Source organism: Shewanella polaris, assembly GCF_006385555.1.
Lineage (GTDB): Bacteria > Pseudomonadota > Gammaproteobacteria > Enterobacterales > Shewanellaceae > Shewanella > Shewanella polaris.
In genome coordinates this window covers 3,049,978-3,073,197 of record NZ_CP041036.1, presented here as the reverse complement: position 1 = coordinate 3,073,197, position 23,220 = coordinate 3,049,978, and the positions used below count along the sequence as shown (strand labels likewise).

The 23,220-nt window shown below is 40.6% G+C and carries 20 protein-coding genes; 17 read left to right on the top strand and 3 right to left on the bottom strand.

The window, feature by feature from the left end:
- The first annotated feature begins 35 nt into the window (after window positions 1–35).
- The 6 genes from FH971_RS13360 to FH971_RS13335 all read left to right on the top strand — a co-directional run bounded on the left by FH971_RS13360 (window position 36) and on the right by FH971_RS13335 (window position 6,821).
- Window positions 36–398 (top strand): YqcC family protein, encoded by a 363-nt coding sequence (locus tag FH971_RS13360; RefSeq protein ID WP_140234626.1) that lies wholly within the window; start codon window positions 36–38, stop codon window positions 396–398.
- A gap of 225 nt (window positions 399–623) precedes the next feature.
- Window positions 624–1,424 (top strand): tRNA pseudouridine(65) synthase TruC, encoded by an 801-nt coding sequence (truC, locus tag FH971_RS13355; protein ID WP_167496102.1) that lies wholly within the window; start codon window positions 624–626, stop codon window positions 1,422–1,424.
- A gap of 328 nt (window positions 1,425–1,752) precedes the next feature.
- Window positions 1,753–2,217 carry a flavodoxin gene (locus FH971_RS13350; RefSeq protein ID WP_137226550.1) on the top strand — a complete coding sequence of 155 codons (465 nt, stop codon included), beginning with the start codon at window positions 1,753–1,755 and terminating at the stop codon, window positions 2,215–2,217.
- Window positions 2,169–3,647 (top strand): PTS transporter subunit EIIC, encoded by a 1,479-nt coding sequence (locus FH971_RS13345; RefSeq protein WP_140234624.1) that lies wholly within the window; start codon window positions 2,169–2,171, stop codon window positions 3,645–3,647. The genes FH971_RS13350 and FH971_RS13345 overlap by 49 nt, the downstream gene beginning before the upstream one ends.
- 231 nt (window positions 3,648–3,878) lie before the next feature.
- Window positions 3,879–4,748, top strand: coding sequence for a formyltetrahydrofolate deformylase (purU, locus tag FH971_RS13340; RefSeq protein ID WP_140234623.1), 870 nt, complete (start codon window positions 3,879–3,881; stop codon window positions 4,746–4,748).
- Between the two features lie 177 nt (window positions 4,749–4,925).
- Window positions 4,926–6,821: an HD domain-containing phosphohydrolase gene (locus FH971_RS13335; protein WP_140234622.1), complete on the top strand. Its 1,896-nt coding sequence runs from the start codon at window positions 4,926–4,928 to the stop codon at window positions 6,819–6,821.
- Between the two features lie 128 nt (window positions 6,822–6,949).
- Here FH971_RS13335 and dapD read toward each other — a convergent pair whose 3' ends face one another.
- Genes dapD through map form a run of 3 tightly spaced genes read right to left on the bottom strand, consistent with a single transcriptional unit; the run spans window position 6,950 to window position 11,212 of the window.
- Entirely contained in the window at window positions 6,950–7,774 is an 825-nt protein-coding gene (dapD, locus tag FH971_RS13330) for a 2,3,4,5-tetrahydropyridine-2,6-dicarboxylate N-succinyltransferase (RefSeq protein ID WP_140234621.1), read from the bottom strand.
- A 45-nt stretch (window positions 7,775–7,819) separates the two neighbouring features.
- Window positions 7,820–10,393: a bifunctional uridylyltransferase/uridylyl-removing protein GlnD gene (gene glnD, locus FH971_RS13325; protein WP_140234620.1), complete on the bottom strand. Its 2,574-nt coding sequence runs from the start codon at window positions 10,391–10,393 to the stop codon at window positions 7,820–7,822.
- 21 nt (window positions 10,394–10,414) lie between these two features.
- On the bottom strand, window positions 10,415–11,212 hold the full coding sequence (gene map, locus FH971_RS13320; RefSeq protein ID WP_137226556.1) for a type I methionyl aminopeptidase: 798 nt from the start codon (window positions 11,210–11,212) through the stop codon (window positions 10,415–10,417).
- 353 nt (window positions 11,213–11,565) lie between these two features.
- On the opposite strand from map, the gene rpsB reads away from it, so the two are divergent.
- The 11 genes from rpsB (at window position 11,566) to lpxD (ending at window position 23,213) form a co-directional block, all read left to right on the top strand.
- Window positions 11,566–12,294 carry a 30S ribosomal protein S2 gene (rpsB, locus tag FH971_RS13315; RefSeq protein ID WP_011636744.1) on the top strand — a complete coding sequence of 243 codons (729 nt, stop codon included), beginning with the start codon at window positions 11,566–11,568 and terminating at the stop codon, window positions 12,292–12,294.
- Between the two features lie 118 nt (window positions 12,295–12,412).
- A complete protein-coding gene (gene tsf / locus FH971_RS13310) occupies window positions 12,413–13,264 on the top strand; it encodes a translation elongation factor Ts (protein WP_137226557.1) in 852 nt (283 codons plus the stop codon).
- Window positions 13,265–13,332: 68 nt separating this feature from the next.
- Window positions 13,333–14,070 carry a UMP kinase gene (gene pyrH / locus FH971_RS13305; protein WP_137226558.1) on the top strand — a complete coding sequence of 246 codons (738 nt, stop codon included), beginning with the start codon at window positions 13,333–13,335 and terminating at the stop codon, window positions 14,068–14,070.
- Window positions 14,071–14,204: 134 nt separating this feature from the next.
- A complete protein-coding gene (gene frr / locus FH971_RS13300; protein WP_371833640.1) occupies window positions 14,205–14,747 on the top strand; it encodes a ribosome recycling factor in 543 nt (180 codons plus the stop codon).
- Between the two features lie 81 nt (window positions 14,748–14,828).
- Window positions 14,829–15,653 carry a polyprenyl diphosphate synthase gene (gene uppS / locus FH971_RS13295; protein ID WP_137226560.1) on the top strand — a complete coding sequence of 275 codons (825 nt, stop codon included), beginning with the start codon at window positions 14,829–14,831 and terminating at the stop codon, window positions 15,651–15,653.
- A 19-nt stretch (window positions 15,654–15,672) separates the two neighbouring features.
- Entirely contained in the window at window positions 15,673–16,530 is an 858-nt protein-coding gene (locus FH971_RS13290) for a phosphatidate cytidylyltransferase (protein ID WP_137226561.1), read from the top strand.
- Window positions 16,531–16,535: 5 nt separating this feature from the next.
- The gene (gene ispC, locus FH971_RS13285) at window positions 16,536–17,726 is read left to right on the top strand and encodes a 1-deoxy-D-xylulose-5-phosphate reductoisomerase (protein ID WP_140235606.1); all 1,191 of its coding nucleotides are present in this window, start codon (window positions 16,536–16,538) and stop codon (window positions 17,724–17,726) included.
- A gap of 12 nt (window positions 17,727–17,738) precedes the next feature.
- The gene (gene rseP, locus FH971_RS13280; protein ID WP_140235605.1) at window positions 17,739–19,109 is read left to right on the top strand and encodes a sigma E protease regulator RseP; all 1,371 of its coding nucleotides are present in this window, start codon (window positions 17,739–17,741) and stop codon (window positions 19,107–19,109) included.
- Window positions 19,110–19,138: 29 nt separating this feature from the next.
- Window positions 19,139–21,619, top strand: a complete 2,481-nt coding sequence (bamA, locus tag FH971_RS13275; RefSeq protein ID WP_140234619.1) for an outer membrane protein assembly factor BamA — start codon at window positions 19,139–19,141, stop codon at window positions 21,617–21,619.
- A gap of 65 nt (window positions 21,620–21,684) precedes the next feature.
- Window positions 21,685–22,182, top strand: a complete 498-nt coding sequence (locus tag FH971_RS13270) for an OmpH/Skp family outer membrane protein (protein WP_140235604.1) — start codon at window positions 21,685–21,687, stop codon at window positions 22,180–22,182.
- Window positions 22,183–22,187: 5 nt separating this feature from the next.
- Window positions 22,188–23,213, top strand: coding sequence for a UDP-3-O-(3-hydroxymyristoyl)glucosamine N-acyltransferase (gene lpxD / locus FH971_RS13265; RefSeq protein WP_140234618.1), 1,026 nt, complete (start codon window positions 22,188–22,190; stop codon window positions 23,211–23,213).
- Window positions 23,214–23,220 lie beyond the last annotated feature (7 nt).

Here is a 23,220-nt window from a genome sequence, read left to right as displayed (position 1 = left end):
AATCAAAGAAGTTGGATGGGTATTCAATCCGCTAAATGATATCATATTCGGACTTAGCCTTGATATTGTCGTTCATTTTTATGCTTTATTTAACCAGCAAAAATAATTTAATTAAATTAGAACAATTGCTTAAGGCCTATGATCTTTGGTCTGAAACACCACCTCCTGAAACTGCGATGGTCAGTACTGCGCCATTTTGCTGTGATGTAATGGCATTTGAGCAATGGTTACAATTTATTTTTATTCCCAAGATGACTGAGCTTGTAGTGCTACGACAACCTTTGCCGACCAATATGGCCTTGGCTCCTATGGCAGAACATGTTTGGCAAAGTATGCCCTATGGCACCATTATGGTTGCTCAGTTGCAGCAATTTGATGCTGAGCTTAGTCAGCGTTAAGAGTACTGCCGCGCCACTTGATGACATTAATACCAACAAATACTATAAAAATGAAATCTATATAAATTAAGTCTATATAAATTAAGTGCCTATAAACTAAACCAATATAGATTTGGCCAATACAAAATAAGTAAAGTGATAAACATGATCTCAAAAGATAACGATGCTGAATACTCATTAGATAACGATGACTTATGTGAGCCAATAAGCTCAGAAGACATTGACATGCCCTCTACTACAGATACCGAATTAGACGATGATTTACACCCTCCCCATATCGACATACTATTTGAAGACGAGCATATCGTTGCTATTCACAAGCCTGCAGGTTTATTAGTTCATCGCAGTTATTTAGCCCGTAGAGAGCGTTTTTTTGCTATGCAGATGACTCGAGATTTGGTGGGTTGTCATGTCTTTCCTGTGCATCGTCTTGATCGACCTACATCTGGCGTGCTGCTGTTTGCTAAATCCAGCGAAGTGGCTCGATTGTTATGTGAGCAATTTGCCAATCACTGTATTAAGAAGCACTATTTAGCGATAGTTCGTGGCAATATGCATGAATCTGGCACTTTAGATTATGCCTTAAAACAAGAGTTTGATGTTTTGGGTGATAAGCATGTTGATCCCAACAAAGCTGCTCAAGAAGCCGTGACAGAGTATCAGCCGTTGTTGAATACAGAAATACCGTTTAGTTCAGGCCGCTATCCTTCTAGCCGTTATGGATTGATAAAATTAAGCCCTCATACTGGGCGAAAACATCAATTACGTCGTCATATGGCACATTTGCGTCATCCAATCGTTGGAGATACCACGCATGGTGACGGCAAGCAAAATAAATTTTTCCGTGAACATTTTGCGATTAATCGTTTGTGGTTGATTGCAAAAAGTCTGCAGTTTATACATCCGGTAACGCAACAACCGATGCACATAGAAACTGAGCTTGAGTTAGAGTGGTTAACTATTTTCAAGGAATTCGGTTGGGATGATGATCTGTTATCATCTGAGCCAAGCATGCTATTAAGTTAGTCCATATGGTCAGCAAGTAAAGCTTTAAGCTTTTCAAACTCAGGGATTTTGGGTATGAGTTTCTGCTGCTTTTGTTCTATACGGAAGTAGTAGTTGCGGCGTATATGGGCGAATTTATGTTGTAGTTTGAGTTTCCGCTTTCTGCTCACTTGTCGCATGGTCATGGTTCCGTTATTGCGCTATTTCACATTGAGCCAACTAGGGTTGGTCATATCAACTTTAATCACACCATAAAAGATACTTGCGAGAGACTCAAGGAATACAGTAAGGTAAGTTACTAAGACTCAAGGTATTTTATATCGTATTACAATTAAGGGGAAAGTATACCATGAAAAAGGTCAATGTTGTTTTTGGTACCGTTTATGGTAGCGCTCAATTTACTGCAGAAACAGTGACTAAGGCGATTGCAAAATTAGGTTTTACAACTAAGCTTTGGCAACCTAATGAATTATTAGATTTTGTACCTCCTCAAGACGAATTTTTAATTATAGTGTCATCAACCACGGGACACGGAGATATACCTGAAGATATTGCTCCGTGGTTTAATGAACTTAAATCCGCAGCACCTTATTTACCAGCATTGCAATACAGCTTAATAGGGCTAGGTGATTCAAGTTATGAAACCTTTTGTGGAGCGATAAAAAAGTTTGATGAGTTGCTAGCTGAGCTTGGCGCAAAGCCGCTTACTGAGCGATTAGAAATTGATGCCTGTGAAACAATGGAACCGGAAATAGAAGCTAAAACATGGATAGCCAGTTGGCACAACGCCGTCACATCGGTAAGCGTAGCGTAAGCCTTTTTACACAACAGTGGTTTAAATTTGCCCAGCGTCTCAGTCAGGCGTTGCTAATACCTATTGCTATTTTACCTGCTGCAGGGTTGATGTTGGGAATAACGGTTAATCCGTTGCCATTTATTCCAACTGAATTAAATACTGTGCTGTCAGCGGTAGGTAATCTAGTTTTTACTATGATGCCTTTGTTGTTTAGTGTTGCTGTAGCCATTGGTTTTTGTCGTGATCAAGGGATTGCGGCGTTTTCCGCAGTATTTGGTTTTGGGGTGTTTTTATCCACTATGGGGGCCCTGACAAATATTTATGGCCTCGTATCGCGACCATTATGGGGCATGCAAACCATTGATACTGGTATCGCTGGTGGTATGTTAGTCGGCGCTATCACTTGTTTAGCTGTTAATCTCAGTCATCATGTAAAACTACCTGCTATATTTTCATTTTTTGAAGGTCGTCGCAGTGCCCCTATTATTGTTATCCCCCTGTCTATGGTATTGGCCTATCTATTAGTACATGTTTGGCCTCCCTTATCGACTGTTATTGAGCACCTTTCTGATTGGTCTGTTTATCAAGATCCCGCTATCGCCTTTGGGGTGTATGGTACTGTTGAGCGTTTACTCATTCCGCTAGGTTTGCATCATATTTGGAATGCCCCAGTTTATTTGGAAGTGGGGCAGTATATTAATCAAGGTACAGTGGTCAGAGGAGAAGTGGCACGTTATTTAGCCGGCGATCCGTTGGCGGGAAATCTCGCAGGGGGATACTTAATCAAAATGTGGGGGTTACCTGCCGCTGCACTGGCAATATGGCGTTGCGCAGATAAACCCGAACGTAACAGGGTAGCAGGAATTATGTTATCTGCGGCTACGGCAAGTTGGTTAACGGGGGTTACAGAGCCCATTGAATTCGCATTTATGTTTGTTGCTCCGATTCTATTTATCGTGCATGCCTTGTTGACAGGAATAGCTTATAGCGTGTGTATTTTGCTTGGTATTCACCATAGTATTGTCTTTTCACATGGCTTAGTTGATTTCACATTACTGTTTTCACGTTCAGAAAATACTCAGTGGATTTGGATACTTGGGCCACTTACTGGATTAATTTATTATGCTATTTTCAGGGCTAGCATTTTAGCGTTCAATTTGAAAACTCCTGGTCGAATAGAGCAAACAGATTTACCTGCTGAGCCTAAAGAAAGCCTGCGTGCGATGATTGCGGCTTTAGGTGGGCGTGACAATATTATTGAAATTAATGCCTGTTTAACCCGTTTACGAATTAGTGTTAACCAAGCTAATTTAATTGATAAAGCTCGGTTGATGCGTTTGGGGGCCAAAGGTGTTGTGGTAATGGGGAAAGGGGTGCAAGTCGTCTATGGTACTAAAGCCGAAAGTTTGCGTAAATTACTGCAAAAGTACCTCGATTCACGTCGATAACAGCATTGATTAACTCGGTGTTACTTATTGCTATAATTCTAAAATCTATTTTTTTAAACTCATTTTAACGATGAAACATATACCCTTTTTTCGTATCTACTCTGTTTTTAAGCTTTTGTGCTTAAATTGAATGTTTTTTAGCATTTATGAGTATTTATCATTAAAAAACATCACCTAAATTTCCTTTTCAATGGCACACTCATACATAGTCGTTAAAGAGGAGTCGTAAGCGTGAGTCATCAATCCATAAAAACCGATCTAAGCCAACTACAACGCAAAGTATTAATTACCGATTGTGTCGATGCTAAAGGGTTAATAGCAAAAATTACCGGCGTATGTTTTGCCAATCAGCTCAATATTATTAAAAATACCGAATTTGTTGACCATGCTCAAGGACGCTTTTTTATGCGTGCTGAACTTGAGGGGCAATTTGATGATGAACGTTTGTTGAGTGAACTTCGTGATGTGTTACCTGCAAAAAATCATATGAAACTAGTCGATATGGGTAAAAAACGTATCGTGATCATGGTGACAAAAGAAGCTCATTGCTTGGGTGATATTTTAATGAAGTCCTATTATGGTGGTTTAGATGTTGAAATTGCAGCTGTAGTAGGTAATTACGATGTTTTGCAGCCATTAACTGAAAAGTTTGATATTCCATTTCATTTTGTCAGTCATGAAGGGTTAAGTCGCCAAGAGCATGAACAAGCTATGCTTAAAGTGATTAAGCCATATGATCCCAATTTTGTGGTACTAGCAAAATATATGCGAGTACTCACGCCAGAATTTGTGACTGCATTTGCAGATAAAATTATTAATATTCATCATTCATTTTTACCTGCTTTTATTGGTGCTTCACCGTATAAGCAAGCATGGGATCGCGGTGTTAAAATTATTGGTGCAACGGCGCATTTTGTTAATAATAATCTTGATGAGGGACCTATTATTAAACAAGACGTTATCTCGGTTGATCACAGTTTTAGTGCCGCAGAGTTAGCCCATAATGGCCGAGATGTAGAAAAAAGCGTATTAAGTAAAGCATTGCAATTAGTGCTAAATGAGCAAGTTGTGGTGTACGGAAATAAAACGGTTGTATTTTAAAGTACATTTAATAGATGCATCATGGTATTTAAATTCGATGATGCTATCTTTTAAACATCAATGAAGTTGATTAAGTGCGAGTAAGCGATGGTAGCAAGTAAAAGATTATAATAATTCTGGTTACGATATCATCGGTATTAATATTTTCAATATGTGTAGGTAAAGAGTGAGGATAGGATGTTACAAAAAAGTAATTTTTTCTTAAAACCATCAGACTTACCTAATACAGTTGGGCTTTGCTGGGGAATTGTTAATAACAAGCTTGAATTAATTAAGCTGAGTGAGTCACTGTATAAATTGATAAAAAAACCCATCGTTACTATTTTGAAACAACCGCTTTTAAATTCATTTTCTGCTCTTAAAATAGACCATATTGATTTTAACCAACGCCAAACTCACCATGTTATCAATTTTGTTGATGATAAAGGCCATGCATTACAAGCTACTTTAATCCCCATAGAAGAAAGTGATGAAACCTGGTGTATTACGGTCATTGAAATAGAGTTAGATAAAGCTTGGTTAACAGAGTTACACCCTGATTATCATCAGGCGATTCAGTCTAGTGATGATTGGCTTAATCAAATTGAAGAAGTGATTAATGCGAGTGGTGATGTGGTTTTTACTACCGCAATAAAACAAGGCCTGTCGTTAACTCAATCAAAAGTGGGTTATGTACATATTTTCGATGAAAAGAATAACCAAATAACTAAAACAGCTTGGAATGATGATGTAGAAGATTACTTTACTATCTCTAAGCAACAAACTTATCAAGCTGATTCTGGTATTTGGACAGAAACTATTAAGACTCGTAAAGCGGTTATTCATAACGATTTGACTGAACTGATTGAAAATAAAACGCAAGAGGATGGTTTTTTCGCTTTTAAAAATCACCTGTGTATTCCTATTCATTATCGTAAAAAAATTGTGGGTATTATTGGCGTTGGTAATAGAGACAAACCCTATACTCAAGTGGATGCCAAATCGTTAAGCATTTTTGCAACTATTTTGTGGCACAGTGTCGAACTGCCTCGTACCATGAAGGCTGTGTCAAGGCAGTCGAGCATTATTAAAATGCAAAAAGAAAAGATGACCTCGATTCTAGTGCAGCTGATCGGCGCTATTTCAGAAGCGCTTGAGCTCAAAGATGCTTACACAGCAGGACATCAAAAGTCAGTCGCACAGTTAAGTTATCTTATTGGTGAAAAAATGGGCTTAACCCCCGGGGTTTTGGAAGGATTAAAACTGGGGTCATTGATCCACGATATTGGCAAACTGGCTATTCCAAGCGAAATTTTATCTAAGCCATCGCGGTTAAGTGACGCAGAGTTTGGTCTCATTAAACAGCATCCAGAACAAGGTGCATTAATCGTTGATGAAGTGGAGTTTCCTTGGCCTATCAAGCAAATGATCCTTCAGCATCATGAACGCCTAGATGGCTCTGGTTATCCCAAAGGATTAAAAGCTGACGACATCATACTTGAAGCTAAAATAATTGCTGTAGCCGACGTTGCAGATTCTATTCTAAGTCATCGACCGTATCGCCCATCTCTAGGCATGGAGGTGTTAACTCAAGAGTTACTTAAGGGTAGAGGTAAAGTGTTCGATGAAGTTATTGTTGATACTTGTCTTGAAATTTTGGCCGTTGAAGATTTTAAAGAAGAGCAATATGTCAGTGGCTTGCCACTAGCACCTGTGGTTTTTCTTGAAGAATTTCATACTCTTGAACACGCTGAGTCCATGATTAAAAAAGCTAAAATGGATGTAGCCGTAGTATTATCGGAAAAAGAACGTACCCCAATTGGCGTGATCGATAGTAATGTTTTAGCTTTTTGGCACAGCCCTTTTTTAGATACTGCAGCAGAGCGTGCGGTGGATAGAAGTTTACTTAATAAACGAGTGCATCAAGTGATGGTGCATAAAATGAATATGATTATCGATCATACCATTTTGCATGATGCCAAATTGATGATGGAAAAAACTAATGCTAGCTATTTGATTGTTCATAATGACAAGCAACAAGTCGTTGGTATGTTGACATGGCGGATTTTAGCCGCAGCATTGCTTAATAGATAATGCCATTGTGAGGTTACTAATATGATGCTGTTCCGATTGATTATTATACTCATAAATTCATAATGCTTATGGTAATAAAAAAGGCTCCAAAGAGCCTTTTTTATTACTTTTACCGTCGGATTATAAAATTAATCAACGATACGCAACAGTTCATTAATACCCACTTTACCTCGGGTTTTTGCGTCAACCTTTTTAACAATAATCGCAGCATATAAACTGTATTTGCCACAAGCAGATGGTAGGTTACCAGACACTACAACTGAACCCGCTGGAACACGACCGTAATGCACTTCACCGGTTTCGCGATCAAAAATACGTGTGCTTTGTCCAATGTAGACGCCCATTGAAATTACGCTGCCTTCTTCAACGACAACACCTTCAACGATCTCGCTGCGAGCACCAATAAAGCAGTTGTCTTCAATAATGGTAGGGCCAGCTTGTAAAGGCTCTAATACGCCGCCAATGCCTACACCGCCAGACAAGTGTACGTTTTTACCTATCTGTGCACATGACCCCACAGTTGCCCATGTATCAACCATAGTACCTTCATCAACATAAGCACCTAAATTAACGTAAGATGGCATCAATACGGTGTTTTTACCGATAAATGAACCTTTACGGACCGTTGCAGGTGGTACCACTCGAATGCCTTCTGCTTTAAAGCGAGCTTCATCATAGTTGCTGAATTTCTGTGGGACTTTATCGAAATACTTGGTGTCTCCACCTTCAATCACGCCATTATCAAAAATGCGGAAAGACAGTAGAACGGCTTTTTTTAGCCACTGGTGAACATGCCATTCACCGTCAATTTTTTCAGCAACTCGTGCTTGGCCTTTATCAAGCATATTGATCACGGTTTCCACATCAGCGCGAACACTTGGTTCTACGCTTGCAGGTGAGATGTCTTGACGTGTTTCGAATGCAGCTTCAATGCGTTGACGTAAAGCCTCCATTGTTTTCTCCTGATATTAAATGATTACGTAAATTTATTGTTTAAATTAGTTAGATGATTTTAACGCGAGTGTTAGCGCGTCAGATAGTTGCTGTTGCTGGGGCTCATCTAAGGCCGTACCACTTTGGCTTTGTAATATAAAAAAATCTTCTGCACGTTCACCAATAGTGGTAATTTTGGCGGCCAATAGTGTTACGTTGCAACGATAAAGCGTGTCACCCACTTTGGCTAATAAGCCAGGGGTGTCTAAGGTGGTTAGTTCCATCATACTTGTACCATGACGAGTACTAGGTAAGAAACTCACATGAGTCGCAACATTAAAAGGTTTCATGATCCGCGCTAATTTCCTAAACTTTGGTAATTTAGGTTTTTCTGTGGCTAAGGCTTTTTCTAATGCCTTACGGATACTTTGAATGCGTGATAGTTGAATGATGGGTTCACCATCTTGTTCTAGAATAACAAAGGTGTCGAGTGCATAGTTATCTTTTGATGTCATGATATTAGCATCATGCACATTAATGTTTTTGTTATCTAACACCGTCATTACGGTTGCAAACAGTTTAGGTTTATCTTTGCTATAGATAAACAGTTCAGTACCACCTCGAGTGGTATTTTTAGACATTAATACTAATGGCTCATCGTGATGATGTTTTAAAATGGCTTCAGCGTGCCAAGCAACTTGAGTTGGTTGGTGACGTAAAAAGTAGTCAGATTTGAACCTAGACCAGAGTGCATCCATGTCTTTTTCTTTTAATCCACGTCTAATAAGCTCTTTTTTAGCTTTGGCTTGGATCTCTTTAACTCGTGCTTTGACATCGATAGGCTTTTCTTTGCCCCGAGCCAATACTCGTTGGGTTGAAAAATACAAATCTCGTAATAGTGAGCCTTTCCAGTTGTTCCACGTTTTTTCATTAGTGGCACAAATGTCAGCAACCGTGAGGCAATATAAATAACTCAAGTGGGCGGCATCATGTACTTTTTCAGCAAACAGTGCGATTACTTCTGGATCTGAAATATCTCTGCGTTGGGCGGTGACTGACATCACTAAGTGATTTTCAACTAACCAAGCCACTAAACGACCGTCATGATCATTCATACCATGCAATTTGCAAAAATCGATGGCATCTTTTGAACCTAGTTTACTATGATCGCCGCCACGTCCTTTAGCGATATCATGAAAAATCGCTCCCAATACCAATAAGCCTTTTTTAGGCAATTGATTAATTAAGATGGCACCCAGTGGGAATTCATCTTTTTGCTCGGCTTGTGAAAAACGCTCAATATTGAGCAGCAATCGATGGGTATGTTCATCAACGGTATAAGCATGAAATAAGTCGAACTGCATTTGGCCTTCAATCTTGCGCCAAGCAGGTAAATAAGACGATAAAATACCGTGTTGATGCATTAATGAAAATGCCGCAATACCCCGAGGATGTTTTAGGATCTCCATAAAGACCTTACGACAGGCCGGATTGTCTTGTAAGGGCGAGGTCAGTGCTCTGCGGGCATTACGCAACAACCTTAAGGTTGGTGCATATATCCCTTGAATATTAGAGTTTTTTGCTACTAATAAGAATAAGCGTAATATTTCCTCATTATGAAGGCTAAACACATCATCATCTAACACTTCAATATAACGTCCACGACGTTGATAAATATCATTGATAGGCTGTATTTCTAATGCTTGAGTGTGACCTAATGTCGCGCGCTTAAACAATTGCAGTAACATTTGGTTAAGCTCCATCACGCGGCGGACCGTGCGATAGTAACGCTTCATCATTTGTTCAACGGCTAACTGGGTGGCATCTTCATAACCTAATAAACTGGCGATTTGCCGTTGTAAATCGAACAACAAACGGTTTTCGTTGCGGTTAGCTGTGATGTGCAATGCAAAGCGGATTTCCCAAAGAAAATTTTGGCATTCAATGAGCTCATCTAATTCTGCTGGTGACAAAAAGTCATGTTCGACGAGTTCTTCTAAGGTTGCGGCATCAAAATGGCGCATTGCTACCCAAGCAATCGTTTGAATATCGCGTAATCCACCAGGGCAGGTTTTAATATTAGGTTCTAAGTCAAAGGCGCTGGCTTTGCTGTGACGAGCGGTTTGCTCGTCTTTTTTTGCGTTATAAAAGTCGTAAGAGGGCCAAAAGTCTTGTTGGCGAATGGCATCGTATAGCACATCAAATAGAAATTCACTGCCGGTAAGTAGTCTGGCTTCAATCAGATTGGTGGCAATGGTGATGTCGGCTTTACCTTGCTCAATGGTTTGGGCGATGGTGCGAACACTATGGCCTATTTCAAGCCCCGTATCCCACAGGTAGGTAATAAATTGACTCAACTGAGTTTCAGTTTCAGCTGATAATGGTTCATCGTCAACCAAAAACAGTAAGTCAATATCTGAATGTGGGTGCAGCTCACCTCGACCATAACCGCCAACGGCAACTAAGGTAAGATGGCCATTGTTGAGGCCAAAATTTTGCCAAGTTTGTGTTAGCAAGGAATCAACAAATTGACTACGATGTTTAACAATATCAGCAATTGGATGTTTTGCAGTGTATTGCTCAACTAAGCGCTGGTTTAAGTCAATTAATGCATTTTTGGCGTCCAGCGCAGTATTCATTGATGTCCTTACTAATTATATCTAGTGATTAATGATGCGAGGAAAATCTTCTTCCTCACGTAACGTTAATATTTCTACACCCGTTTCAGTAACTAACAAGGTGTGTTCCCACTGTGCTGAATTTTTACCATCAGATGTGCTAACAGTCCAATTATCGTTTTTATCCAAAACAGTAGTATGACGACCTGCATTGATCATAGGTTCAATCGTAAAGCACATGCCTGGTCTTAGCACGGTTTTGTCATTGTTTTTATAATGAACAACTTGAGGTTCTTCATGGAAGCCTGTTCCAATACCGTGACCACAATAATCTTGCACGATTGAGTACTTATCAAGCCCTGTTTTGCTGGTTTTGATAAATTTTTCGATTGTAGTGCCAATTTCGCCTAATTTTAAACCAGGACGCACTTTTCGAATCGCTAAATATAGACTTTCTTGGGCAATGCGGCTCAAACGTTTATCTTTAGCTGATACTTCACCGATTAAAAACATTTTTGAAGTATCACCATGATAACCGTCTTTAATCACCGTAATATCTAGATTGATCATATCGCCTTCTTTTAAGGCGTAATCACAAGGAATACCATGACAGACCACTTCGTTAACTGAAGTACATATAGACTTCGGAAATCCGTGATAATTGAGTGGCGCAGAAATGGCACCTTGCTCTTCGGTATACTTGGCACAAATGTCGTTTAATTCATCTGTTGTGACCCCCGCTTTAACGTGAGGGGCTACTACTTCCAATACTTTAGCTGCTAATTTACCTGCTACTCGCATTTTTTCTATTTCGTCTGCTTTTTTGATGACAATGCTCATGAAAACTCTCTATCTTTTGGCGGTCAAAATAGGCATGTTTTACCCAAGGAATTTACGGCAAAAATTTGTATTTACATGCCGTTTATGGTATAAAGCGCGCCGTTATGTATAAGATTGTTGTTGTACGGTTCGAGTTAACGAGATGCGTATTGTTGCTTTTATAAGCAGAATTCACATAAAGTTCGGCAAACCGTAAAAGATGACGGTCATTATACATGGCAATTAACTTAAATACTAAATCACACACGTATCGACACATTTTTCGGGGTGCTTTCTAATTCTTATTGAAGTTAGAGGGTCGAAACATGGGATGCGTGGAGGTCTAACCCCTTACATACATAAAGGTATATACAATGACTACTGTTTCAATGCGCGACATGCTTCAAGCTGGTGTTCACTTCGGTCACCAAACTCGTTACTGGAATCCTAAGATGAAGCCTTTCATCTTCGGTGCTCGTAATGGTGTACACATTATCAACCTTGAGCACACTGTACCAATGTTCAACGAAGCGTTAGCTTTCATTAGCAACATTGCTTCTAAGAAAGGTAAAGTTTTATTCGTAGGTACTAAGCGCGCTGCTGGCGAAGCGATTAAAGCATCTGCACTTTCTTGTGATCAGTACTATGTTGATCACCGTTGGTTAGGCGGCATGTTAACCAACTGGAAAACTGTTCGTCAGTCAATCAAGCGTCTTAAAGAGCTAGAAAGCCAGTCTGTAGACGGTACTTTCGACAAGCTTACTAAGAAAGAAGCGTTAATGCGTTCACGCGAATTAGACAAGTTAGAAAAGTCTCTAGGCGGAATCAAGAACATGGGCGGTTTACCTGACGTATTATTCGTTATCGGTGCTGACCATGAGCATATCGCTATTAAAGAAGCAAACAACCTAGGTATCCCAGTTGTTGCAGTTGTTGATACTAACTCTGCTCCAGACGGTGTTAACTACATCGTTCCTGGTAACGACGATGCGATGCGTGCTATTCGTTTGTACACTTCTTCTGTTGCTGCAGCTGCTAACGCTGGCCGTGGTCAAGATTTAGCTGTTCAAGCTGAGCAAGACGGTTTCGTAGAAGCTGTTTAATAAGGCGTGATGCTTAGCATCCCCCCTTATTTGCCAATAAGATAATTGGTGAACAGGGGCCCTTGGGCCCCTGTTTTATAAATGCAAAATTAGACGAATTAAAATAGAGGATTTAACAATGGCAATTACTGCTGCCCAAGTTAAAGAACTTCGTGACCGCACTGGCGCTGGCATGATGGACTGTAAGAATGCACTGACTGAAACTGACGGTGACATCGAACTAGCGATTGATAACATGCGTAAGAGCGGTGCTGCAAAGGCTGCCAAAAAAGCAGGTAACATCGCTGCTGACGGTACTATTCTAATCAAGAATGGCGACGGTTTCGCTGCACTATTAGAAGTTAACTGTCAAACTGATTTCGTTGCTAAAGATTCAAACTTCTTAGCATTTGCTAACGCAGTGCTAGATGTTGCTGCAGCATCTAAAATCACTATTGAAGACTTAAAAGCACAGTTTGAAGAAACTCGTGTTGCACTTGTGACTAAAATTGGTGAAAACATCAATATTCGTCGCGTTGAGTATATCGATGGTGCAAACCTAGCGTCTTACCGTCACGGTGATCGTATTGGTGTTGTTGTTGCGGGCGAAGCTGACGAAGAAACCCTAAAGCACATTGCAATGCACGTTGCTGCTTCTAAGCCAGAGTTTGTTAACCCTGAAGATGTGCCTGCTGATCTTGTTGCAAAAGAGCAAGCGCTGCAAATCGAAATCGCGATGAATGAAGGCAAGCCTGCTGAAATCGCTGAGAAGATGGTTATTGGTCGTATGAAGAAGTTCACTGGTGAGATATCTCTTACTGGTCAAGCTTACATCATGGAACCTAAGAAAACTGTTGGCGTTGTTCTTAAAGAGAAAGGCGCTAAAGTAACCAACTTCATTCGTTTAGAAGTAGGTGAAGGTATCGAGAAGAAAGCAGAAGATTTTGCTGCTGAAGTCGCGGCGCAAATCGCTGCTACTAAAAAAGCGTAATCGCTTTTATCTAAATACCCTAAGACCGCAGCAACCGCTGCGGTTTTGTTATGATCAGGATGAGAATTATGAGTACCAATCCAAAACCAGCGTTTAGACGTATTCTGCTTAAATTAAGCGGTGAAGCATTAATGGGTCAAGAAGGCTTCGGCATTGACGCAAAAGTACTTGATCGTATGGCACAAGAAGTAAAAGAGCTTGTTGAACTCGGTATTCAAGTTGGTGTGGTCATTGGTGGTGGTAATCTGTTCCGTGGTGAAGGCTTAGCAAAAGCAGGCATGAACCGCGTGGTGGGCGATCACATGGGTATGTTAGCAACCGTAATGAATGGCTTAGCCATGCGTGATGCCTTACACCGAGCATATGTTAATGCTCGTCTAATGTCAGCTATACCGCTTAAAGGCGTGTGTGACGACTATAATTGGGCTGAAGCAATTAGCTTATTGAAATCTGGCCGTGTAGTCATTTTTGCTGCGGGTACGGGTAATCCTTTTTGCACAACCGATTCTGCAGCTTGTTTGCGCGGTATCGAAATTGAAGCTGAAGTGGTATTAAAAGGCACCAAAGTAGACGGCGTCTATTCTGCTGACCCAATGAAAGACCCTGAAGCTGTTAAATATGACACGCTAACCTATGCAGAAGTCCTTGAATCAGAATTAAAAGTAATGGACCTTGCTGCATTTACCATGGCGCGTGATCATAATATACCTATCCTTGTGTTCAATATGAACAAACCTGGTGCACTTCGTCGTGTAATCATGGGTGAGGAAGAAGGTACGATTATTAGCAGTAAACAACCTGCTTAATCACAGACATAAAATATATTTACATTATATAATTTAACTGTTTGAGCGGTTTTATTGCATGTGTCATTCTTAGGCTAATGCTCAAACAAACGTGAATTTGTGACAAAAAGGAAATTATTGTGATTGATACTATTATGTTGGATGCGCAAGAGCGCATGGGTAAATGTGTTGACTCGACTAAAAACCAAATGGCGAAAGTTCGCACTGGTCGTGCTCATCCAAGTTTATTAGATTCTATTCAAGTTGCTTGTTACGGTACTATGTCACCGCTTAAGCAAGTGGCAAACGTTGGTGTTGAAGATTCTCGTACACTTACTGTAAACGTGTTTGATAGAACTATGGTTCAAGCGGTAGAAAAGGCCATCATGAGTTCTGATCTTGGCTTAAACCCTATGACTGCTGGCGCGACATTGCGTATTCCGTTACCTTCGTTAACTGAAGAGCGTCGTAAGGACTTTATTAAAGTCGTTCGTAATGAAGCAGAAAACGGTCGTATTGCCATTCGTAACGTTCGTCGTGATGTTATCAGCGAAGTTAAGAAGCTTGAAAAAGCCAAAGAATGTACTGAAGATGATGTACGTCGTAGTGAAGATGAAGTACAAAAGTACACTGATTCATCTATCAAGAGTATCGATCAAATTCTCATTGCAAAAGAAAAAGAGTTGATGGAAGTATAATCTGTCATCTTAGACGCTAGAGTTAACACGCCGTGTAAGGGTATACTACACGGCGTTTGTTTTTATAAAGGATTGTCGTAGATGTCATCTACAGTTGAGTTTGAATCAGACCCCAAAGCCGATTCGGAGCAAATGACTTCGCAATTGTTGCCGGAACAATTATCTGATGTGGTAAAACAATCTCTGCCCAAGCATGTTGCGATTATTATGGATGGTAATGGCCGTTGGGCACAACTGCAGGGTAAAGCTCGAGTGTTTGGCCATAAAGCAGGTGTTAAAGCGGTTCGCCGTGCGGTAAGTACTGCGACTCAACTTGGCATTGAATCATTAACTCTGTTTGCATTTTCTAGTGAAAACTGGCGCCGACCAGATAAAGAAGTCAGCTTGTTAATGGAGCTGTTTTTTACCGTGTTACAACGTGAATTAAAACTGCTTAATAAAAACCAAGTTAAACTCAATATTATTGGTGATACCAGTCGATTTTCGACGCGTTTACAAAAGCAGATTGCTGCTGCTCAAGAGAAAACAATAAACAATACTGGTTTGATATTAAATGTGGCAGCTAACTATGGTGGCCGTTGGGATATCTTGCAGGCTGCACAAAAATTAGCCAAAAAAGTTGAAAGTGGTGAAATCAACAGCAGTCAGATGACTGAAGAGGCATTAAATGAACATTTGTGCATGCAAAATCAGAGCGAAGTTGATTTAATGATAAGAACAGGCGGTGATTGCCGCATTAGTAATTTTGTTTTATGGCAGGCCGCTTATGCCGAGTTGGTGTTTACTGACACCTTATGGCCTGATTTTGATGAGCTAGCGTTTCGTGATGCTATTGCCATTTTTGCCAGTCGGCAGCGCCGTTTTGGTTTGACTGGAAGTCAAATTGAAGATATACGCGCAATATAAATTTTAAGAGGATTAATTTTTGCTAAAACAACGAATAATAACAGCATTGTGGTTAATCCCAATTGTACTTGGGGCAATCTTTTTACTTCCTGCAAATTATTTTGCATGGGCGTTAGTACCAGTATTTTTAATTGCAGCAAAAGAGTGGGGGAGTTTCATTGACCCCAGTTGTAATGTCACTCAGTGGTCTTTTACCGCGACGCTCAGTCTGTTACTGATAGCGCTTAATCTAGCGGTCCCCGTTGATGTTTTATGGTTTAAGGGACAATTGCATCCCATGTATCTTGCCATTATCACCATTGGTGTATTTTGGTGGATAGTGAGTATTGGATTAGTGTTTAGTTTTCCTAAAAGCGCCAGCATATGGAAAAAAAGCCCAATGCTAAAATCCATGTTTGGTCAGTTAACACTCATACCGTGTTTTACGTCTTTGATCGCGCTTAAATCGTTAAGCAGCAATGTTCACCCTTATTATGGTGGCACATTAGTCTTTTTAGTATTGTTAGTGGTGTGGGCTACCGATACTGGCGCTTATTTTGCGGGTCGTAAATTAGGTAAACATAAACTGATGCCTAGTGTTAGCCCTGCAAAAACCCTTGAGGGTCTGGTTGGCGGATTAATTACGTCTATGGTTGTGGTGGCAGGCATTATGTATGTTGCACCAGAACAAGAACTAGGTTTACTCATTGTGGTTACGTTAATCACTGCGTTAGCATCTGCTTTTGGTGATTTATCTGAAAGTATGTTTAAGCGTGCTGCTAACATTAAAGATTCTGGCACCATTTTACCGGGACACGGTGGAATTTTAGACCGCATCGATAGCCTTACTGCTGCGCTACCGGTATTTACCTTTATCTACATAGCGATGTGGATGTGATGCCAATGCAAAATATGGTGATTTTAGGGGCAACAGGCTCGATAGGTGCTAGCACGCTAAGTGTGATGGCAAATAATCCAGCGGAATTTCATGTCTATGGTCTAGTGGCTAATGCCAGCGTAGATAAAATGCTGGCATTGTGTATTACCTATCAACCTGAATATGCTCATATGGTGGATGAGAGCGCCGCCATGCAACTTAAAGCCTTATTACCTCAAGGAAGTGTTACTCAGGTAACAACAGGGGCAGAAGCGCTTAATGCATTGGTTACCGATGCTAATACCGATACCGTTATGGCTGCCATTGTTGGTGCTGCGGGATTGGTGCCAACATTTGATGCTGTTAAAGCGGGCAAACGGGTACTGTTAGCCAACAAAGAAGCATTGGTGATGTCGGGTGAATTATTTATGCACACGGCAAGGGCTTCTGGTGCAACAGTGTTACCGGTCGATAGTGAACATAATGCGATTTTTCAATGTTTACCTACCAATGCACAAGCACAATTGGGTTATTGTGATTTAGCCGCATCAGGCATCGCTCATATTTTATTAACCGGTTCAGGTGGTCCGTTTTTGCAAACGGATTTATCGACACTTAGTGCGATGACACCGACACAAGCCTGTAATCATCCTAATTGGTCTATGGGACCTAAAATATCTGTCGATTCAGCCACGATGATGAACAAAGGCTTAGAGTTTATTGAAGCTCGCTGGTTGTTTAATACTCAGGCCGATCAACTCAAAGTAGTGATACACCCTCAAAGCGTTATTCATTCCATGGTGCAGTACCGCGATGGTTCAGTTATTGCGCAAATGGGTAACCCTGATATGCGTACTCCTATTGCTCATTGTATGAGCTATCCGCAAAGAATTAACGCTGGTGTTGAACCTTTGGATTTTTTCAAAGTCGGACAGTTAAGCTTTTGTGAACCTGACTTCAGTCGATTTCCATGTTTACGTTTAGCAATGCAAGCATGTGAACATGGACAGGAAGCGACCACAGTGTTGAATGCGGCCAATGAAATTGCCGTTGAAGCTTTCTTAAATGGTCAAATACGTTTTACTGATATTGCGGATATAAATGCACGGTGTTTAGATAGCATACCGCAAACATGTTTAGCGAGTATTGGCGATATTTTACAGTTAGATGGACAAGCTCGCATGACAGCAATGTCTGCTATTAAAGCACTTAATTAGTTCAGGGGAATGATGATAGATTTTTTTTGGAGCTTAGGTTCTTTTATTGTTGCATTAGGTATTTTGATTACCGCACACGAATACGGCCATTTTTGGGTTGCCCGTCGTTGTGGGGTAAAAGTTGAACGATTCTCTATTGGTTTTGGTAAAGCCATTTGGCGCAAAATGGGTAAAGATGGCACCGAATATGTGGTGGCTATGATCCCGTTAGGCGGTTACGTCAAAATGCTTGATGAGCGGGTAGAAGACGTCCCAGCCGAGCTCGTCGATCAAGCCTTTAACCGTAAAACGGTATGGCAGCGTATTGCCATTGTTTCAGCAGGCCCCATTGCTAACTTTATTTTTGCTATAGCAGCCTTGTACGTTATGTATCTGATAGGTACTCCATCAATCAAACCCGTTATTGATAGCACCACGTTAAATAGCCCTGCCAGTGTTATTCAGTTGGTTGAACCGCAACAAATAATGGCAGTATCAGGACAAAAAGTAAGAACCTGGGAAGAGGTTAACTTAGCCTTGGTTAGCCATATTGGTGATGAAAGCATTGATATAACCTTAGCGCCATTATCTGAACTATCAGGTGTGGATATGCCCTTACGTACCGTTAAGCTCGATACGCGTCAGTGGCAATTTGATCCAGAAAAAGAATCTCCAATTACTTCATTAGGTTTAGGCATTTTCCGTCCGGGAATAGATCCTACCATTGCGGTGATCAGCAAAGACAGTGCGGCAGAAAAAGCTGGCATTAAAGTGGGCGATAAACTCGTCAATATTAATGGTGTCCAATACAGTGATTGGAAAGCGTTTGTTGATGTGGTACAAAGCTCTGCCAACAAAAATATTAATATGACATTGATACGTGAAGGTCAATCCATCAATGTGAATGTAGTGCCAAAAGCACAGCAAAATTCTGACGGTAAAACTATCGGAATTATAGGCATTAGTCCAACCCAAGCACCATGGCCTGATAATATGCGCTTTGAGCTTGAGTATGGCATAGTAGATTCGATTGTCGCTGCAACAGATAAAACTTGGCAACTTGTTGCCGTCAGTTTTAAGATGATTGAAAAATTATTTACCGGCGATGTGTCGGTTAAAAACCTCAGTGGTCCTATTTCCATTGCACAAGGCGCTGGCGCCAGTGCAAGTTACGGATTAGTGTACTTTCTAGGGTTTATCGCGCTCATCAGCGTTAACTTAGGGATTATTAATTTAATGCCTTTGCCAGTGCTCGATGGTGGACACTTGCTGTATTACTTTATAGAAGTGATTACTGGTAAGCCTGTACCCGAAAAGGTACAGGAAATAGGTTTCAGGTTTGGTGCAGCTTTGCTGCTAATGTTGATGGGCGTAGCCTTATTCAACGATTTCGCCCGACTCTGAGCAAGACAGACAATAATTAGAAGTGCTCTATGAGATTGAATAAAATTTTTGCCTCGATGTTATTCGTCGGCGCGTCTTTTTCAGGGAATGGTTGGGCAGAGTCTTTCCAACCTTTTGAAGTGACCGACATCCAAGTAGAAGGTTTGCAACGAGTTGCTCTCGGTGCAGCACTATTGAGTTTGCCTGTGAAAGTAGGTGACACAGTAGATGAAGTTAAATTACAGCAAGCGATAAAGAGCCTTTACGGTTCAACCAATTTTGAAAACATTAGTGTCAGTCATGAAGACGGTATACTTTATGTAACAGTTAAAGAACGTCCAACTATTAGCGTTATCTCATTCGAAGGTAATAAAGATATTAAAGACGAACAGTTGCAAGAAAGTCTTGACGGTTCTGGTGTTAGAGCTGGCGAATCGCTCGATAGAACTATGTTGACAGGCATTGAAAAAGGTCTGCAAGATTTCTATTACGGTGTAGGTAAATACGGTGCCAAAGTTGAAGCGCAAATCATCAACTTACCTCGTAACCGTGTTGAGCTTAAATTTAAGTTCACCGAAGGTTTAGCGGCTGAAATCCGCCAGATAAACGTAGTGGGTAACACTGTGTTTTCTGATTATGAACTTATTGGTATGCTTGAATTGAAAGATTATGTTGCTTGGTGGGATTTGTTTGGTGAGCGTCGTTACCAAAAACAAAAGCTACAAGCTGACCTAGAAACCATCAAAACTTATTACCATAATCAAGGGTATATTCGCTTTGAAGTGACTTCAACACAAGTAGCAATGACACCAGACCGTAAAGGTTTGTACATTACTATCAATGTGAATGAAGGCGAAAAGTATAAAGTAAAAGAAGTTAACTTAATAGGCGATCTTATGGGTCGCGAAAAGTTAATGAAAGCTATTTTGCCGATTAAAGCCGGTAATATGTACAACGGTGCCGATGTGACATTCACCGAAGAAATGTACAGTAAATACCTTGGTCGCTTTGGTTATGCTTATCCAGAAGTGAAAACGTATCCTGAAATTAACGATGAAACTAAAGAAGTGGTTCTTAACATCAATGTTAATCCGGGTAAACGTGTATATGTTCGCTCAATTAACTTCACTGGTAACACAGTTACTAAAGATGAAGTAATGCGACGAGAATTGCGCCAAATGGAAGGGGCTTGGTTAAATTCGGCCCAAATTGAGCAGTCTAAACTACGCCTTAACCGTTTAGGTTATTTTGAAACGGTTGATGCTGAAACGATTCAAGTTCCGGGCAGTGATGATTTAGTAGATGTGGCCATTAAGGTGAAAGAGCAACCTTCTGGTTCATTTAATGCTGGTGTTGGTTATGGTACTGAATCAGGCGTGAGTTTGCAGTTTGGTGTTGAGCAAAATAACTTCCTTGGTACAGGTAACCAAGCTGGTTTCAGTATTAATACCAACAAATACTCAAAAAGTGCTAATTTATCTTATACCGACCCATATTTTACTAAAGATGGCGTTAGCTTAGGTGGCAGCATCTTTTGGAACGAGTTTGATGCTAATGAGGCTAATCTTGAGCGTTATAAGAATAAATCTTATGGCGTTGCATTAACTTCAGGGTTTCCAATTAACGAATCTAATCGTTTGAACGGTGGTATTGGCTACCGTCATAATACGATTTCAGAAATATCGTCTTACGAACAAGCTGTACGTTTTTATAATGTTTATCGTAATGATGATCCTGACGCAGACTTAAGTTTTGATAACTTTGAATTAAATGCTGGTTGGTATCGCAGCACAGTTAACCGTGGTCAGTTCCCTACTGATGGTTCGTCGCAACGTTTAAGCGGTAAGATGACAGTGCCGGGTTCTGATTTACAGTATTTTAAAACGGATTTTGACACTAGTTTTTACTTCCCTCTGACACCTCAACATGGGTTTGTCATGTTAGCGCGTGCTCACCTAGGTTACGCCAATGGTTATGGCAAATTTGACGACAACGATCAAATATTGCCGTTCTGGGAAAACTACTATTCAGGTGGTTCGAGCTCGTTACGTGGTTTTAAGTCTAATTCTGTAGGTCCTCGTTCATTTTACTTATATCGTGGTAGTGAGGCATGTTCACCAGACGCGTCGGGTGATGGTTGTAGCTTACCAGGCAATGTTGATACTGTTTATGTGAGTGAAGGTAATTCAATTGGTGGTAACGCCATTGCAACTGCAAGTTTGGAAGTGATTGTTCCTACACCATTCTTAGATGAAGCTTACACTAACTCTGTACGTACCAGTTTCTTCTTAGACGCAGGTAACGTGTGGGATACCGAGTTTGATTATGATGGTTATCGTTATTTACCAGCTGATCAATTCTCTCAGTTAAGTGATTATAGCGATCCGGAACGTATACGTGCCTCATGGGGTATGAGCGTCCAGTGGATATCCCCAATGGGTCCTATGGTGTTCAGTTTGGCTTGGCCATTGAAAGAATATGAAGATGACGAGACAGAAATTTTCTCGTTCAATATTGGCAAAACGTTCTAAAACAAATACACTCGGCAAGTTTTGCTGATAACAACAAGTTTAACAAGGAGTCTACTTTGAAAAAGATGGTAAATCGCGCCTTAATTACATTGGCATTTTGTGCAACACCTATGCTAGCTCAAGCGGAAAAACTCGCTGTAGTTGATATGGGCGAAGTGTTTGAACAGCTGCCTCAGCGTGAACAGATTTCAAAATCATTAAAAGCTGAATTTGGAGATCGTGTTGCAAGCGTCCAAAAAATGCAGGAAGAAATGCGTTCTTTGGTTGAAAAGCAACAACGTGATGGCGCGTTAATGAGCGACACACAAAAGACTGAATTAGTGCGTAAAATGGAATCTCTAAAATCTGAATTCCAATTGAAAGGCAAAGCATTAGACGAAGACATGCGTCGTCGTCAAGGTGAAGAGCAAAACAAGCTATTAGTTCTAGTTCAAAAAGCCATTAATACTATTGCTAGTAAAGAACAATATGACATGGTGCTACAACGTGGCGCAGTTATTTTTGTTAAGCCAGAAGCTGATATTAGCAGCCAAGTGGTAGAAGCCTTAAGCAAAGGCCAATAATAAATATGCAGAAAGTGACTTTAAAAGAGCTTGGCCAATTATTGGGGGCAACGGTTAAAGGTGATGACACCCTGGAAATATTTAGCGTGGCTACCCTTGAAAATGCAACTCAAGGCCAACTCTCTTTTTTAGCCAATAGCAAGTATCGCGATCAGCTTGAGGCTACTCAAGCTAGTGCGGTATTGCTGAGCGAAAAAGATGCAAATGGTTATTCTGGCAATGCCTTGATCGTTAACGATCCTTATGTCGGCTTTGCTCGTACAGCGCAATTACTTGATACCACCCCTAAAGACCCCCCAGGTATTCATCCCTCTGCACAAATAGATCCTTCAGCCATTTTGGGTGAAGGTGTTGCTATTGGTGCTAATGCGGTCATTGGTGCCAAGGTTATTTTAGGTGAAAATGTTCAGATAGGTCCAGGTTGTGTCGTCGGAGAAACCAGTATTATAGGTTCAAATTCGCGTCTTTGGGCCAATGTGAGTGTTTATCATAATGTTCATATAGGCCATGATTGCATCATCCATTCCGGGTCTGTTATTGGGTCTGATGGTTTTGGTTATGCCAATGAGCGCGGTAACTGGATTAAAATCCCGCAAACCGGTGGCGTTCGTATTGGCAATCATGTCGAAATTGGCGCATGTACCAGTATAGACCGTGGTGCATTATCAGATACCGAAATCCACGATGGTGTCATTATCGATAACCAAATTCAAATTGCTCATAACGTTGTTATTGGGCAAAATACCGCCATTGCAGGTGGTACTATTTTGGCTGGTAGCTGTACCATAGGTAAATACTGTATTATTGGCGGTAATTGTGCAATCGCAGGACACTTGAGTATTGCTGACGGAGTTCATGTTAGCGGCGGAACGAATGTGACCAGCATTATCCGTGATAAAGGTGTGTATTCATCTGCGACGATTGCGATGGAAAATAAATTATGGCGTCGAAACACTGTTCGTTTCCGTCAATTAGATGAGCTTTTTAATCGAGTAAAACATCTCGAAAAAAGTGCTAAGGGCACAGAATAATTGTAAT

Excerpts from the sequence above, each read along its gene's own strand:
- FH971_RS13360 (WP_140234626.1), top strand. The coding sequence starts at position 36 with ATGATATCATATTCGGACTTAGCCTTGATATTGTCGTTCATTTTTATG.
- truC (WP_167496102.1), top strand. The coding sequence starts at position 624 with ATGCCCTCTACTACAGATACCGAATTAGACGATGATTTACACCCTCCC.
- FH971_RS13350 (WP_137226550.1), top strand. The coding sequence starts at position 1,753 with ATGAAAAAGGTCAATGTTGTTTTTGGTACCGTTTATGGTAGCGCTCAA.
- FH971_RS13345 (WP_140234624.1), top strand. The coding sequence starts at position 2,169 with ATGGATAGCCAGTTGGCACAACGCCGTCACATCGGTAAGCGTAGCGTA.
- FH971_RS13335 (WP_140234622.1), top strand. The coding sequence starts at position 4,926 with ATGTTACAAAAAAGTAATTTTTTCTTAAAACCATCAGACTTACCTAAT.
- dapD (WP_140234621.1), bottom strand. The coding sequence starts at position 7,774 with ATGGAGGCTTTACGTCAACGCATTGAAGCTGCATTCGAAACACGTCAA.
- glnD (WP_140234620.1), bottom strand. The coding sequence starts at position 10,393 with ATGAATACTGCGCTGGACGCCAAAAATGCATTAATTGACTTAAACCAG.
- map (WP_137226556.1), bottom strand. The coding sequence starts at position 11,212 with ATGAGCATTGTCATCAAAAAAGCAGACGAAATAGAAAAAATGCGAGTA.
- rpsB (WP_011636744.1), top strand. The coding sequence starts at position 11,566 with ATGACTACTGTTTCAATGCGCGACATGCTTCAAGCTGGTGTTCACTTC.
- tsf (WP_137226557.1), top strand. The coding sequence starts at position 12,413 with ATGGCAATTACTGCTGCCCAAGTTAAAGAACTTCGTGACCGCACTGGC.
- pyrH (WP_137226558.1), top strand. The coding sequence starts at position 13,333 with ATGAGTACCAATCCAAAACCAGCGTTTAGACGTATTCTGCTTAAATTA.
- frr (WP_371833640.1), top strand. The coding sequence starts at position 14,205 with ATGTTGGATGCGCAAGAGCGCATGGGTAAATGTGTTGACTCGACTAAA.
- uppS (WP_137226560.1), top strand. The coding sequence starts at position 14,829 with ATGTCATCTACAGTTGAGTTTGAATCAGACCCCAAAGCCGATTCGGAG.
- ispC (WP_140235606.1), top strand. The coding sequence starts at position 16,536 with ATGCAAAATATGGTGATTTTAGGGGCAACAGGCTCGATAGGTGCTAGC.
- rseP (WP_140235605.1), top strand. The coding sequence starts at position 17,739 with ATGATAGATTTTTTTTGGAGCTTAGGTTCTTTTATTGTTGCATTAGGT.
- bamA (WP_140234619.1), top strand. The coding sequence starts at position 19,139 with ATGAGATTGAATAAAATTTTTGCCTCGATGTTATTCGTCGGCGCGTCT.
- FH971_RS13270 (WP_140235604.1), top strand. The coding sequence starts at position 21,685 with ATGGTAAATCGCGCCTTAATTACATTGGCATTTTGTGCAACACCTATG.
- lpxD (WP_140234618.1), top strand. The coding sequence starts at position 22,188 with ATGCAGAAAGTGACTTTAAAAGAGCTTGGCCAATTATTGGGGGCAACG.